This window comes from Fundidesulfovibrio butyratiphilus (assembly GCF_054657235.1).
The window spans coordinates 599,792-613,762 of the sequence record NZ_BAAHXA010000002.1 but is presented as its reverse complement, the minus strand read 5'-3'; the positions used below and the strand labels follow the sequence as shown (position 1 = coordinate 613,762).

At 64.7% G+C, this 13,971-nt stretch carries 13 protein-coding genes; 3 read left to right on the top strand and 10 right to left on the bottom strand.

The window, feature by feature from the left end:
• Positions 1-110 precede the first annotated feature (110 nt).
• Together ACYQ01_RS13780 and ACYQ01_RS13775 are read left to right on the top strand one after the other, a co-directional pair.
• Complete coding sequence (locus ACYQ01_RS13780) at positions 111-1,487, top strand: hypothetical protein (protein ID WP_459934433.1); 1,377 nt, start codon at positions 111-113, stop codon at positions 1,485-1,487.
• 14 nt (positions 1,488-1,501) lie between these two features.
• A complete protein-coding gene (locus tag ACYQ01_RS13775; protein WP_459934432.1) occupies positions 1,502-2,509 on the top strand; it encodes a hypothetical protein in 1,008 nt (335 codons plus the stop codon).
• A 335-nt stretch (positions 2,510-2,844) separates the two neighbouring features.
• Here ACYQ01_RS13775 and ACYQ01_RS13770 read toward each other — a convergent pair whose 3' ends face one another.
• The 7 genes from ACYQ01_RS13770 to ACYQ01_RS13740 form a co-directional block, all read right to left on the bottom strand.
• Positions 2,845-4,146 (bottom strand): phenylacetate--CoA ligase family protein, encoded by a 1,302-nt coding sequence (locus tag ACYQ01_RS13770; RefSeq protein WP_459934431.1) that lies wholly within the window; start codon positions 4,144-4,146, stop codon positions 2,845-2,847.
• Between the two features lie 86 nt (positions 4,147-4,232).
• Positions 4,233-4,724: a hypothetical protein gene (locus ACYQ01_RS13765; RefSeq protein ID WP_459934430.1), complete on the bottom strand. Its 492-nt coding sequence runs from the start codon at positions 4,722-4,724 to the stop codon at positions 4,233-4,235.
• Positions 4,725-4,755: 31 nt separating this feature from the next.
• Complete coding sequence (locus ACYQ01_RS13760) at positions 4,756-5,484, bottom strand: ABC transporter ATP-binding protein (RefSeq protein ID WP_459934429.1); 729 nt, start codon at positions 5,482-5,484, stop codon at positions 4,756-4,758.
• Positions 5,485-6,252, bottom strand: a complete 768-nt coding sequence (locus tag ACYQ01_RS13755) for an ABC transporter ATP-binding protein (protein ID WP_459934428.1) — start codon at positions 6,250-6,252, stop codon at positions 5,485-5,487. It abuts the gene before it with no gap.
• The gene (locus tag ACYQ01_RS13750; protein WP_459934427.1) at positions 6,245-7,228 is read right to left on the bottom strand and encodes a branched-chain amino acid ABC transporter permease; all 984 of its coding nucleotides are present in this window, start codon (positions 7,226-7,228) and stop codon (positions 6,245-6,247) included. The genes ACYQ01_RS13755 and ACYQ01_RS13750 overlap by 8 nt, the downstream gene beginning before the upstream one ends.
• 1 nt (position 7,229) lies before the next feature.
• On the bottom strand, positions 7,230-8,105 hold the full coding sequence (locus ACYQ01_RS13745; RefSeq protein ID WP_459934426.1) for a branched-chain amino acid ABC transporter permease: 876 nt from the start codon (positions 8,103-8,105) through the stop codon (positions 7,230-7,232).
• A gap of 37 nt (positions 8,106-8,142) precedes the next feature.
• Positions 8,143-9,279 (bottom strand): ABC transporter substrate-binding protein, encoded by a 1,137-nt coding sequence (locus ACYQ01_RS13740; RefSeq protein ID WP_459934425.1) that lies wholly within the window; start codon positions 9,277-9,279, stop codon positions 8,143-8,145.
• 436 nt (positions 9,280-9,715) lie between these two features.
• Here ACYQ01_RS13740 and ACYQ01_RS13735 point away from each other — a divergent pair, with 436 nt between their 5' ends.
• The gene (locus tag ACYQ01_RS13735; RefSeq protein ID WP_459934424.1) at positions 9,716-10,789 is read left to right on the top strand and encodes an FUSC family protein; all 1,074 of its coding nucleotides are present in this window, start codon (positions 9,716-9,718) and stop codon (positions 10,787-10,789) included.
• A gap of 202 nt (positions 10,790-10,991) precedes the next feature.
• Here the strand turns inward: ACYQ01_RS13735 and ACYQ01_RS13730 are convergent, their stop codons facing one another.
• From ACYQ01_RS13730 to dsrB, 3 genes are all read right to left on the bottom strand, one after another.
• Positions 10,992-12,404, bottom strand: coding sequence for a cobyrinic acid a,c-diamide synthase CobB (locus ACYQ01_RS13730; protein ID WP_459934423.1), 1,413 nt, complete (start codon positions 12,402-12,404; stop codon positions 10,992-10,994).
• Between the two features lie 124 nt (positions 12,405-12,528).
• On the bottom strand, positions 12,529-12,768 hold the full coding sequence (locus ACYQ01_RS13725; protein ID WP_459934422.1) for a dissimilatory sulfite reductase D family protein: 240 nt from the start codon (positions 12,766-12,768) through the stop codon (positions 12,529-12,531).
• Positions 12,769-12,825: 57 nt separating this feature from the next.
• Positions 12,826-13,971 carry a dissimilatory-type sulfite reductase subunit beta gene (gene dsrB / locus ACYQ01_RS13720; protein WP_459934421.1) on the bottom strand — a complete coding sequence of 382 codons (1,146 nt, stop codon included), beginning with the start codon at positions 13,969-13,971 and terminating at the stop codon, positions 12,826-12,828.

The window sequence follows — 13,971 nt, the reverse complement described above, 5'->3', positions numbered from 1 at the left end:
TGCATGGTTTATCGGACAAGGAAAAAACTAGTCGGAATCTACTTGGTTGCCTCAACCGGGCGGACAACCCGGACAGCATCGCCGACAACCAATTGGTCGACGCGTGCAACATGTACTACGAAAGCGGGCAGAACATTCTGACCACCAGGCCGGGCCTCATGTGCGCGGCCGCCCCCCCGCCCGGCGCGCCCGATATCGTCAAGCTGCACGCCTACGTCAAAGGCGTGCTCGATGCGAGGATCCTGGCCGCCACAAGCGACGGCAAGCTCTACAGCCTGGATCTGGCGCCGGCCGAACCGGCATGGACCCTGGTCACGGACCTGGCCCAGTCCGGGGTCACGCCCTGCCTGGTCACATTCAACGACACCCTGATCATCGCCGACGGCGGAGCGCATCTGCGCGCCTTCGACGGTGAAACCGTCACCGAACTGGACGACTCTCCCTCGGCCACCGCCCTGGTGGAAATCGGAGGACGCCTGGCGGCCAACAGCGCCAGCGACCTGGACGCCGTGGTCTTCAGCCAGCCCGAGGACGCCACCGGCTGGAGCCTGACCGACGGCGCGGTCCTGGTGCGGGCCGGCTACGGCGACGGCCTGCGCGTTTCGGGACTGGGCGTTTTCAGCCAGGACCTTCTGGTCTTCAAGTCCGGCCAGGCGGGCAAACGCATCATGCGACTCAACACCGCCGGAACAACTTCGGACTGGTCGCTTTCCCAGATCTCGTCCCACATGACCGCCTCCAGCCCCCACGCCGTGGAGTTCGTGGGCAACAACCTGCTCTTCGCCGACAAGGGCGGCATCCACGACCTGGGCGGCGTGCAACAGTACGGTGACATTCAGGTGGGCGGGGTGGGCAGACCGATCAACCCCCTCCTGGGCGGCAAGAACGTGGCCGAACTCAAGCTGTTGCCCCGGCTGGGGGTCATGCTGGCCTTCGTGGAGGGCGACAATCAGGTGTTGGTGTTTCATCCGCACAACGGGACCTGGACCCGCTTCGATTTCCAGGGCCTCTTCCTGAAAACCGCCTGCCAGGCCGGGGACACCCTCTACCTGGCCGGAGCGGGAGGACGCCTTTACCGCCTGGGGCTGGGCGAATCGCGGGACGAGGTGGCCCCGGGCGACAAACGGGAAATCGCGGGCCTGGCCCGCAGCAAGGTGTTCGCCATGCCCGGAGAAGCCGTGCTGCGAAAATCCACCCTGAGCTACGAGGCGCTCACCCCCTGCCAGGGGACCCTGGCCGTGCTGGGCGCGGATCAGGTCAGCCCCGTGAACCTGCTCGACCTGCGGGGCAGCCCGGGCCTGGGAGCGCTGGCGGACGCCACCGGCTCCCTGGACGAGGCCACCCAGGCCCTGGGCGTTTCGGCTGAGGCCAAGACCGTGTCGCGCTCCCGCTTTCGGGACGCGACGCTGTCGTTTCAGATCGCAACCAGCAGCGGACGCATCCGGCTTCGGCAGTGTCAGGCCGAGATCGCCGCCGTCAACGGATAGACAAAGGAGCTCCCATGACCACCACATACGGACTCACGCAGTCCTACAACTTGGCGCAAGCCAACAACGTGGACCCCTACAGGCCCAAATCCTACCTTTCCGACAACCAGTGGTGGGGCAACACGGCCCAGAGCCCGGCCAGCACGACCTGGACCGCCCCGACCTACCAGAACTACAACTTCCAGAAGCTCGACTACTCCACTCCGGCCCCCACGTACCAGACCTATGCCCAGGACGCGCCCACCTACAAGGGACTCAACGGCGGAGACTACAACCGCTACGAACTCTCGGTGCGCACCCCCGGGGAACTGGCCGCCAACACGGCCTACAAGACGGCCAAGACCGATCTGGCCGACGCCTACTCGGCCAAGGGGCTCTACGGGTCGAGCCAGTACACCCGGCAGATGAGCGACAACCTGCAAAACAACTACATGAACACCCTGACCACCAATGCCGCCAACGCGGCCACGCAACGCTACAACCTGCAGCAGCAAGACCAGCAGTTCGCCTCCCAGCAGGAGATGCAGGCCTGGGTGGCCAGGATGCAGGAGAACCAGGCCGCCAACCAGCAGCGTTTCCAGTCCTGGACCACGGACTACGGATACAAGCAGAACGAAAACAACCTGCTGAACCAACTCGGCGCGCAGAACAACGCGGCCATGAACCAGTTCAACTACCAGAGCAGCGTGGCCCAGCGCGACTGGAACGATCAGCAGGCCAACCGGCAGATCAACTTCCAGAACTCCCTGGCCCAGGACCGGCAAAACTGGGACTTGCAGCGCCTGAATTGGGACACCACACAGAACGACAACGCCTGGAACCGCATTTTCGGCGTCTACGGCGACTACGATCCTGAAACGGAGCGCTACCAGAAGAAACTCCTGCGCGAACAGGTCAAGGCGGCGGAAAACTCCAATTCGAGCGGAGGACTGCTCTCCATTGGCAAAAGCCTCCTGAGCGGGCTGGGCGGACTGGGCTCCCTGGCGAGCCAGTTCTCTACGTTGGGGAAAACCACGAAATAAGTGCCTCCGTATTCCATGGACCGCACGTTGCCTTCGCTCGGTATCGCCTAGAGCAACACGCTCAGGTACTTTCTAAGGACGCAAGGCAAAAGCTCGGCAGGCCCGCAGGCGGGTCGCCCGGCAGAAAACCGCAGCCGGGTTCCGCACGGAACATCCGCGCGCCACCCACCCGGTACATTCCCCGCCTGGCGCAACAAAGAGGGGCTCCCCGGAGCCCCTCACATTGCGGTCATCCCTCAAGGACGAATTTCGCGCGCCGCGTCCAGGCGACGCAGCCGCCGCGCATCGCGCCGCGCTGGACTGTGGGCAGTGATGCGGCGACGCGCGGTCCCTGCTCAATCCTGACGCAAATCGAGCACGCGGGAGGTTTTGCCCGTTTCGACGCGCGGAAGGCTTCCGCTCTCCACGAGTTTTACTTCGAAACCGACGCCCAGCCCGGAGGCGAGGCTTTTCTTGACGCGCCCAAGAAACTCCTGCTGTTCGCGCATGCGGTCGAAGAGCACGTTTTCGCTGGCTTCGACTTCCACGGTGGCCTTGTCCAGGCCTTTTTCGCGTTCCAAGCGCACACGCCAATGGGGGGTGGCCCCTTCGACGTCGAGCAGGACATTCTCGATCTGGCTGGGAAAGACATTCACCCCGCGAATGATGAGCATGTCGTCGGCCCGGCCTCGGACGCGGGCCATGCGCACGAGGGTGCGCCCGCACGGGCAGGGTCCCGGCAACAGGCGGGTCAGGTCTCCGGTACGAAACCGCACCAGGGGGAACGCTTCCTTGGTGAGGGTGGTGAGGACGAGTTCGCCTTCCTCGCCGAAGGGCATGGGCTCGCCGGTCACCGGGTCCACAATTTCGACCAGGAAATGGTCTTCGTTCACGTGCAGGCCGTTCTGATGCAGGCACTCTCCGGCCACGCCCGGCCCCATGACCTCGCTGATGCCGTAGTTGTCCGTGGCCGTGAGCTTGAGGCGGTCTTCGATGCCGCGCCGGGCGGCTTCGGAGAACGGCTCTCCGCCGAACAGCCCGTAGCGCAGACTCAAGGCGTTGGCGTTGACGCCCATTTCCTCAAGGGTTTGCGCAAGGTACAGGGCGTAGCTGGGGGTGCAGACGAGCACGCTGGTCTTGAAGTCCTGCATGATGGCCACCTGGCGGCGCGTGCTGCCGCTGGAGGCCGGGACCACGGCCGCACCCAGGGCCTGCGCGCCCTGGAACAGACCGAAGCCGCCCGTGAACAGGCCGAAGTTGAAGGCGATCTGCACCACGTCTTCCCGGGTGACGCCGCCGGCGCAGAGCACGCGCGCCACCAGGGAGGTCCACTTGGCCAGGTCCCCGGCGGTGTAGCCCACCACCACCGGTCTGCCGGTGGTGCCCGACGATCCGTGCAGGCGCACCACCTCGCGCAGGGGCACGGCGAACATGCCGTAGGGATAGGCGTCGCGCAGCACGGACTTGTCGGTGAACGGCAGGCTGCGAAGCTGATCGAGCGAGCGGAAATCGTCGGGGTCCACGCCCAGCTCGGCGAACCGGCGGCGATAATAGGGCACGTTGCGCCCCACCCGGGTCAGGGTGGACTGCAACCGTTCGAGCTGGAGCTGGTCGAGGCTTTCCCGGTCCAGGGTTTCGTACTTGGGTTCCCACAGCATGGTCGGCTCCTTGGCGGGCGGGTCGCGGGGCGGCAACGGGGGAGCGCGCCGGAGCGCGTCGGCTCCCCCGGATGCGAGCGGGGCTGTTACGGCTTGGCCTTGCCCGCCTTCATGTCGTCGTTCATTTGCCGGTACAGGGGCATGTAGGCGTACTGCACCGCGACGACCTTGCGGCCGTCGTCGTAGGCCAGCTCGATGCTCACCTCGCCGCAGGTATAGTTGAACACCTTGGCGTTCTTGGCCATCTGCGTCGGCTGGCCGTACGTGGAATCGAAATAGCTCTTGAAGGTGTTGTAGGCGCTGGGGCCGCTGGCGGAAAACAACACCACGCAGAACCTGTTCTTGTAAAAGCCGTAACTCAGATCCTTGACAGGCACTCCTTGAAACGTCTTGTCGTCCTGGTATTTCTTGTAGAACTTCAAGTCGCGGCCCTTGTCCAGGGGAGCCATGTGCTCCATCTGACTCAGGTCGGCGCCGAACTTCATGCCCCGAAATTCTGTGACGATCCCGGCCTGGGCCAAAACGCTGGAAGCCGCGATCAAAAGTGCGGCCAGTGTCAAAATCGCCTTGCGAATCATGAGAACCTCCTCGCGGGACCTGTCCCGCATCTCAACGACTGGTGTCGCGCCCCAGGTAGGCGCGCTGCACATCCCGGTTGGCCATAAGCTCCCCGGCAGGGCCTTGCAGAATGACCCGTCCCGTTTCCATCACGTAGCCCCGGTCAGCCAGACGCAGGGCGAGCTTGGCGTTCTGTTCAACCAAGAGCACGGTGAGCCCCCGCCGGTCACGCAGTTCGGCGACACGGGTGAAAATATCGCGGCAGATGGTGGGAGCCAGGCCCATGCCCGGCTCGTCGAGCAAAAGCATCCTGGGTCTGGCCATGAGCGCGCGGCCGATGGCCAACATCTGCTGTTCGCCGCCGGAGAGGGTTCCGGCCGGCTGGCGGCTGCGCTCGGCCAAGACGGGAAACATGTCGTAGACCAGGCGCAAGTCCTCGTCGCGCTCGGCCCGGCGGGCCCGGCCCCGGCGGGTGTAGGCGCCGAGAAGCAGGTTGTCGGCCACGCTCAGGGGCTTGAACACCAGGCGGCGCTCCGGCACGTGGGAAAGTCCCAGGCGCACCACGGTCTCGGGAGCGGCACCGGTAATGTCCCGACCGTCAAACACGGTCTGTCCGCCCCCGGGGCGCAACAGGCCGGAAAGCGCGGCAAGCAGCGTGGTCTTGCCCGCGCCGTTGGCGCCGATCAGGGCCACGATCTCGCCGCTGTCCACGTGCAGCGAAACCCGGCGCAAGGCCTTGACCGCGCCGTAGGCCACGTCCAGGTTGGTCACGCGAAGCATCTATTGGTCCTCGCCCAGATAGGCCGCCACCACTTCGGGGTTGGCCTGCACCACGGCGGGCTCTCCCTGGGCCAACACCCGGCCGAAGTTGAGCACGGTCACCTGGTCGGAAATGTCCATGACCAGATCCATGTCGTGCTCCACCAGCAGCACGCCCACGCCCAGCTTGTCGCGCACGCGGGCGATGAGTTTGGCCAGGGCGGCGGTTTCGCGGGTGTTCATGCCCGCGGCCGGCTCGTCGAGCAGAAGGAGTTTGGGAGAGCTGGCCAAGGCCCTGGCCAGTTCGAGCAGACGCTGCTCGCCGTACGGCAAATCCCCGGCTGGCAGCGCGGCCTTGTCGACCAGGCCCACGAAGGCGAGACGCTCCAGGGCCAGCTCGCGAAGGCGACGCTCCTCGCGGTGAAAGCGCGGCGTGCGCAGCACGCTGTCGAGCACCGAATACCGGGCCAACAAGTGCGCGCCGGTCATGACGTTTTCAACCACGCTCATGGTGGTGAAGATTTCCAGGTTCTGAAAGGTGCGCACAACGCCGGCCCTGGCCCGCTGATGGGGCTTTTGTCCGCCGATGTCGCTCCCGGCGAGTTCGATGCGCGCTCCCGGCGAGGCCACGGCCCCGCTGATCACCCCGAGCAGGGTGGTCTTGCCCGCGCCGTTGGGCCCGATGACGCTGACAACGGCCCGGTGCGGTATGTCCAGCCCCACTTCGGAAAGGGCCTGCACGCCTCCGAAACGCACGCTTGCCCCCCTGACGCGCAGAAGCTCAGTCACGACCGGCCGCCTTGGCCTGGACCGCTTTCAGTCTGGCCGACCTGAGCCTGGCCACGATCCCCCTGGCCGCGCCGGCCAGGCCGCCGGGCAGGAACATCACGCAGGCGATGAGCAGCGCGCCGTAGACCAGGATGTCCACTTCCTCGAACATGCGCAAAAATTCCGGCAGGGAGGTGAGAAAGAACCCTCCGGCCACGGCTCCGGTGGTGCTGGCCATGCCGCCCAGAACCACCATGGTGAGCAGTTGCACGGACACGTTGAATCCGAAGGACGAGGGCGCGATAAATCCCAGGCAGTGGGCGTAGAGCGCTCCGGAAACTCCGGCGTACAGGGCCGAGAGCACAAAGACGAACAGCTTGTGCCGGGCGATGTCCACGCCCACGGACTGGGCCGCCGACTCGCTGACGTGCAGGGCGCGCAGGGCGCGACCCGTGCGCGACTCCATCAGGTTCTGGGACACGGCCACGCCCAGGACCAGCACCAGGGCGCACAGGGCGTAGTACGAAGTGTCCGAGGTGAACGTGTAGCCGAAGAGACGCAGGCGCTCGATGCCCGTGAAACCGGAGGGCCCGCCCGTCAGGTCCACGGCCTCGTTGAAGGCGATGGAAACGATGATGCCAAAGCCGAGTGTGGCCATGGCCAGGGAGTTGCCCTTGAGTTTGAGGGTGGGCATGCCGATCACCCAGGCCACCAGACCGGAAAGAACCACGCCGCCGCACACGCCGGCCCAGATGGGCCAGTGCCAGGTGACGGTGAGAAAGGCGGTGGCGTAGGCCGAAAGTCCCACAAAGGCCGCGTGCCCGATCGAAACCTGTCCGGCGTAGCCCATGAGCAGATTCAGGCCGAGCACGGTCAGGGCGTTCAGACAGCAGAGAATGAGCACGTTCAGGTAGTAGTCGTTGGCCAGGGCCACCGGGGCCAGGGCCAGAAGCGCGCATAGGCACGCCAGGGGGAGCAGGCGCCTGGGCCCGGACATGCTACACCCGCTCCGCGGAGCGGGCTCCGAAGAGCCCTGTGGGGCGCACGAAAAGAAGCCCCAGCAGGATGATGAAGGCGAAGGCGTCCTTGTAGGCCGAGGACACGTACCCCGCACCCAGGGCTTCGAGCACGCCCAGCAAGAGTCCGCCGAAAGCCGCACCGAAGGGGCTGCCCAGCCCGCCCAGGATGCAGGCCGCGAATCCCTTGAGTCCGAGCATGACGCCGACATCGTAGGAGGTGAGCGTCACCGGGGTGAGGATGGCCCCGCCCAGGGCTCCGAGAAAGCCCGACAGGCCGAAGGAGGCCATGGCCATGCGGGGAACGCTTATACCCATGAGCGCCGCGGCCTTGGGATCGGCGGCGCAGGCCAGCATGGCCTTGCCGTGGATGGTGATCGAAAAGAAGGCCTTGAGCAGGGCCAACACGGCCAGGGTGATGGCCAGCACCCAGAGGCTTTGCGGCGCCACGGCCGCGCCCAACAGGCTGATGGGCTTCGTACCGGAGAAGGCCGGCAGGGCGAAGGTATCCTTGCCCCAGAGGAGCATGGCCGCCCCGCGTACGAGAATGGAGATGCCTATGGTGACGATGACCAGTTGCACCGGGCCGGCGTTGGCCACCGGGCGCACCACGGTCCGTTCCACCAGCGCGCCCACCAGGGCGGTGACGAGCACGGCCAGGGCGACGGCGGCGGGCAGGGGCGCGCCCACGGCCATCAGGGCCACGGCCAGCATTCCCCCGAGCATCACGAACTCGCCCTGGGCGAAGTTGATGATGCCGGTGGTGTTGAAGATCATGGTGAAGCCCAGTGCGGTCAGCCCGTAGGTGGCTCCCGTGGTCAACCCCGAGATCAAATATTGCGACGCGCCGTGCAGCATGAAAAAAACCGGCGGCCCTGGACGGGCCGCCCGGGGATTACTCCTTCACGATTTTCCAGTCGCCGCCCTTGACCTCGATGAGCTCGAAGGCGTTCTCGTCCAGGCCGCCGTGGTCCGTGGGAGTGAACGTAAACACTCCGCCAACACCCGGGAACTTGGCGATCTTTTCCAGATTGGCGCGAATGTCGGCGGGCTTGTCCGACTTGCCGTCCTCGATGGCCTTGCAGACCAGCCGCAGGGAGTCCCAGCCGTGGCCGCCGAAGGTGGAGACCGGCGACTTGTACTTGTCCTGGTACTCGGCGGTGTAGGCCATGAGAAGCTTCTTTTGCGGCTGGCCATCGGGCAACTGGGAAGCCACGATGAGATGACCGGCCGGAAGCTTGAGGCCCTCGGCTGCGGGACCGGCCAATTCGATGAACTTTTTCGAGGCCACGCCGTGGCTCATGTACAGCGGAACGGCGATACCCAGTTGGGCGCGGTTGCGCGCCACCACGGCAGGTCCCGGATTGGTGCCCCAGCAAATGATGGCGTCGGGCTTGAGCCCGGCGATCTTGGTGAGCTGCGCGGTCATGTCGGTATCCTTGGGACCGTAGACCTCGTCGGCCGTGAGCGTGAAGCCCTGGGCGGGAATGAGCTCCTTGAGCACCTCGCGCCCGGCCTGTCCGAATCCGTCGGAAACGGTCAGGATGGCCAGATTCTTGTATCCCTTGGCCTTGGCGTCCTTGAGGATGCGCGCAGCCGCATGGCGGTCCGAGGGGGCCACCTTGAACACGAAGGGCTTCACCGGGTTCACGATCTTTTCGGCGGCGGACATGGATACCATGGGCACCTTGGCCGCTTCGGCTTTGCCCATGATGGCCAACGTGGACCCGGACGTGGTGGCCCCGATCAGGGCGCACACGCGGTCGCGCTTGAGCAGCTTTTCCGTGGCCAGGACCGCCTTGTTCACGTCGGATTCGTCATCATAGATGATGACCTCCACGGGACGGCCCAGCACCCCGCCGGCGGCGTTGATCTCTTTCTGCACCATTTCAAGGGTGTTCTTCTCCGGCTCGCCCAGAAAAGAAGCCGGGCCCGTGACCGAAACCACCGCGCCGATCTTGATCGGATCGGCCGCAACCGCCACCTGGGCCAAGGCGCACACCGCCAGCACCGCCAAAACGAAAACCCGCATTCGTCCTCCCCCTTCACCTGTCAGCGTTGTGTAGGCCCAAGGCCCGTGCGGCCAGGCGCACACGCCCCGCCGACTCCCGCCGCGTTTTCGCGCGACTCGATCCGCCTCGATACAGACCGCCGCCGGTCATGCGACGGCTTCGCGGCCCCGCAACGGCGTCCGGCACCCGCGGCGGCAAACGGCAATCGCCGTCCGCGCTTCAGGTCTCCAGCCTTGCGAATCTTTTTTTTGCGCTGCCCCGCCCTTACCGGTCAACCGCTTTGGGGTCAACCGCCTGAACGCAACGCGTGATCCTTAAGCCTGCGCTTTCATCCTGACCGGTTTGTTCCCACCCGGAAACCGTTTCCTTGCCATTGCATCCGACCCGCGTTGCTTCGGCTGGTCAGCCGGAAGCAAGTCTGCTAGCTCCTGTCCGCCCTGAGTTGGAGGCCATCCCATGAATTTCGTCCAAGCGTTCGTCCCCCACCCCCAGCAGATGCGTCAGGCGGTCAAGACCGCCCTGGCCGCCGTCATCGCCTACCTCCTCACCACCTTGCTGCGCCTTCCCGAAGGACAATGGGCTGTCATCAGCGTGGTGGTCGTCAGCCAGACCCACCTTGGCGGCTCGCTTCGCGCCGGCCGGGCGCGCATTCTCGGCACTGCCGTGGGCGCGGCCCTGGGCGTGGCCGCGCTCCTTGTCTTTGGCGCGAACACCTCCGGCCTGACCTTGGCCATCGGCCTTTCCATCGGCCTCTGCGCCTCCCTGCTCCATGTGCACGACAGTTTTCGCATGGCCGGCCTCACAGCCGTCATCGTCCTGGCCGGCGGCCACTACGACACCCCCCTGCTCTACGGCTTCACGCGGTTCCTCGAAATCTCCATCGGAGTGGGCGTGGCCCTGGCCGTCTCCTTCCTGCTCTGGCCCGCCCGCGCCGGCGAGGCCCTCAAACACGGTGTGGCCGAAACGCTTCGCCTGGAAGCCCGCTACTTCCAGGCCCTGGCCCACTGTCGCTTTCCAACCGACTGCAATCCCGAGAACGAACTGGCCGCGCGCGACGCCCTGGACAAATCCCGGACCACAAACCGCACCCTGCTGGACCAGGCCCGCAACGAACCCGCAGGATTCACGCGCGAAGAACACCTCGTCGTCTCTCTCTACAACTTCACCGAACGCATCGCCGAGCACCTGCTGGCCATGGAGCACGCCGTCCATTTCCCGCAGATCGAACCCCTGCACGGGCAGGTTTTCGAAGCCATCGAAGACCTTTGGACAAGCTGCACCGTCACCATGAACGCCCTGGCCGACTCCGTGGACCGCGACGTCCCCCTCCCCCCACTCGCCACCCTGCGCCTGGCAGCGCACAACGCCGACACGTCCTTCTCCCGACTGCGCGACACGCATGTAACACATGGATTTTCTTTGGAATCAGTCATGCGCTTCATGACCTACTACTTCAACATGCGTGAAGTCGCCGCAGAACTCGTCGGCATGGCCGATCGCGCCGAAATGTTGGTGGCACAAACGCGGTAAGGACTCGGGCGGAGGGAGGTGAAAGACGAACCCAGCCCCGCGCAAGCACACACCCTGCGGCGGGGAATCCTTTTTTCGCTCCGACAGCGCCTCGCCGCACGCCGAAACCCAGGCTGTTCAGACCGGCGAATGGACCAGGAAGCTTCTCCCCCGGCGCAGGCCCTGGAGCGACTTCGCCGCCCTGCTCGTCGCCCTCTCGGCGTCAGTCACAACGCCGTTCGGCATATTGCCTGGCGGCGCGTACGAAATTCGGGGCCCAGTGCGGAGCGCTCAAGGCGTGAATATGAGTATAGGCGGCAAAGGTATTCTGGAAGATGACACCGTCACGACCGTTCAACATGCCGGAACCGCGCTGCATTTCCAGGGCGAAGGTCGGCTTGGCGCCATGACCGGTGTAGCTGGAACGGGCCAGGCAGCGCGAATAATGAAACTCATGCCCGAGCAACGTATGCCCCAAAGGATGAAACGGGTTCTCATCCACGACAGTGGCCTTGGCGTAGCCCAGTCCCTGGGGACGCGCGCAGAGCGTTGTGGCCAGGGGAAACACGCCGGCCAGGGGATAGATGGCGTCCTCCACATGGAGTTCTTCGCACAGGTACATGAACCCGCCACATTCGGCATAGATGGGCATTCCGGCACGACTTGCCGCGCGCACGCGCTCGCGGGTGGCGGCGTTGTCGGCCAAGGCGGCGGCCTGCGTCTCGGGGAAACCGCCCCCCAGGTACAAACCGTCGAGCTCCGGCCACGGATCGCGCGAAAGCAGGCTCACGGGAACGAGTTCCGCGCCGGCCCGGCGGAGCGCATCGAGGTTTTCCTGGTAATAAAACCAGAGGGCCGCATCGAGCACGTAGCCTATGCGTGGCGGAACCCCGCCGCTGTTTTCGGACTCGGGCCATATGGACAGGCGGGGGACTTCCAGGTCCGGGGCCGTCCGCGCCGCGTCGAGAATTTTTCCCATGTCGCAACAGTCGCGCACAACCTGGGCCAAATTGTCGAGGATGGCCTCTTGTCCGGCGTATTCCCGATTGGAAATCAGGCCCATGTGCCGCTCGGGAATGGGATTTTCCCTCAACTTGGGCAAAAGCCCCAGCACCGGAACGTCCGTGTATTCCTCGATGGACTGCCGCAACACGCGCCGATGCCGCTCCCCGGCCGTTCGGTTGCAGACCACGCCGGCCAGCTTGAGGCCGGGTTCGAACGTGGCGCATCCGTGCACAATGGCGGCGGCGGTTCGGGTCATCTTGGTGGCGTCGAGCACCAGGAGGACGGGGGTGTCGAGTTGTCTGGCCAGACGGCTGGTGGAAAATCCGCCCTTGGCGTCCTTGCCGTCGAAGAGCCCACGGTTGCCTTCCGTGAAACTCAGATCCGCGCCGCGCGATTTCTCCGCGAACAGTGCGCGCAAAACGTCTTCATCAAGCAGATACGGATCAAGATTCGAGGCTGGACATCTCGCGGCGAGTCCCAGCCAAGCGGCGTCGATGTAGTCGGGACCTTTCTTGAAAGGGGCCACGTTCAGGCCGGACTGGACCAAAGCCCGGACCAAACCCAGGCTGACAATGGTCTTTCCGGCTCCGCCGGAGAGTCCCGCCAGGACCAGTCGGGGGATGTGCAGCATGCAAAGTGGCGGGCCTGGCGACCCGAGGAATGTTTGGGTTGAGTCCGCATCCCGCGCCCGGCGGCCAGAGGTTCGCACCCTTGGTGAGTTGGACGCGGGACGAGGACGGGTTGAAAAAGTGCGGCTATTCGCCTTCTTCGGTGGCGTGCTGCTTGCCGACGCCCTTGAGGCCGATCATGGTGGTGGAGCCGGAAGACCAGTACTCGAGGGTGCCTTCGGCGACCATCGTGTTAACCAGCTTCGAAACGGCCATCTTCTTCATGTCGGGCAGAAAGGCATAGAAGTCTTTCAGATAGAACTTGGACTTGTTCGTCTTGGCCTTCAGCGTGTCAATAATGACTTGCTTGGCGGTTGCGTCATCCATGGTGGACCTCGATGTGGATTGCGGGGGCGCGCCACGCGCGCCCCCGTCGTTACAAGGCTAGAACTTGAAGTTGGTCGACTGACGCCAGGTGAAGTAGGCGGGGTCGCGGAAGTCGTCGATCAGGTGGTGGGTGAACTCCAGCTCGCACTTCTTGAAGAAGCTCTCCCAGCCGATGCGCTCGGCCCAATCGCCCAGGCGCTCGTACTTGTTGGCTTCGGCGGCGTAGACGGAGATGATCTTCTTGACCGTCTTGGCCAGGGTGGGCCAACGGGGGGGCTCGTTGGGAATAAAGGCAACGGCCACCTTGGAGAACTTGGGCATGGAGATGCGGTTGGACACCTTGCCGCCGACCATGATGATCACGCCGTCACCTTGCTTGTCGGAAAGGGGCAGCGAGGGGCACATGGTGTAGCAGTTGCCGCAGTACATGCAGCGTTCCTGGTTAACCATGATGGTGTTCAGCTTTTTGCCGGCCACTTCGGTCTTGCCGGGCTTCAGAGCGCCGGTGGGGCAGGCGGCGATGGCCAGGGGGATCTCGCACAGGTTGTCGAGATACTCGTGGTCAACGATGGGGGGCTTGCGGTGGAAGCCCACGATGGCCACGTCGGAGCAGTGGCAGGCGCCGCACATATTCAGGCAGCAGGCCACGGCCACGCGCACGATGGCGGGCATTTTCATGGAGGTGAACTCTTCGAAGAGTTCGTCCATGATGACCTTCACCGTGCCGGAGGCGTCGGTGGCGGGGGTGTGGCAGTGCACCCAGCCCTGGGTGTGCACGATGTTGGAAACCGAAGCGCCGGTGCCGCCGACAGGGAACTTGTGGGAGCCCTGGGCGAACTTGCGGTTGTTCAGCTCGGTCTTGAGAGCCAGGGCTTTTTCCTTGGTGTCGACCATGAACTCGACGTTGTTCCGGGTGGTCCAACGCAGATGGCCGCCGCCAAACTCTTTGGCGATGGCGCACAGCTCGCGGACGTACTCGGTGGAAGCCAAGCGGGCGGAACCGCAACGCACGGTGTAGACTTCATCACCGGACTCGGCTTTATGCATGAGAACGCCGGCCTCGATGATTTCGTGGTAAAGCCATTTGCCGTAGTTCTTTTCCAGAACCGGGGGCAAGAATTCCTTGTAGAACCGCGGTCCGATGTCGGTGATGCGGTTCTCCATGGGCTTTGCTGGATTGTATCCGGAAGAAACGAAAGCCAT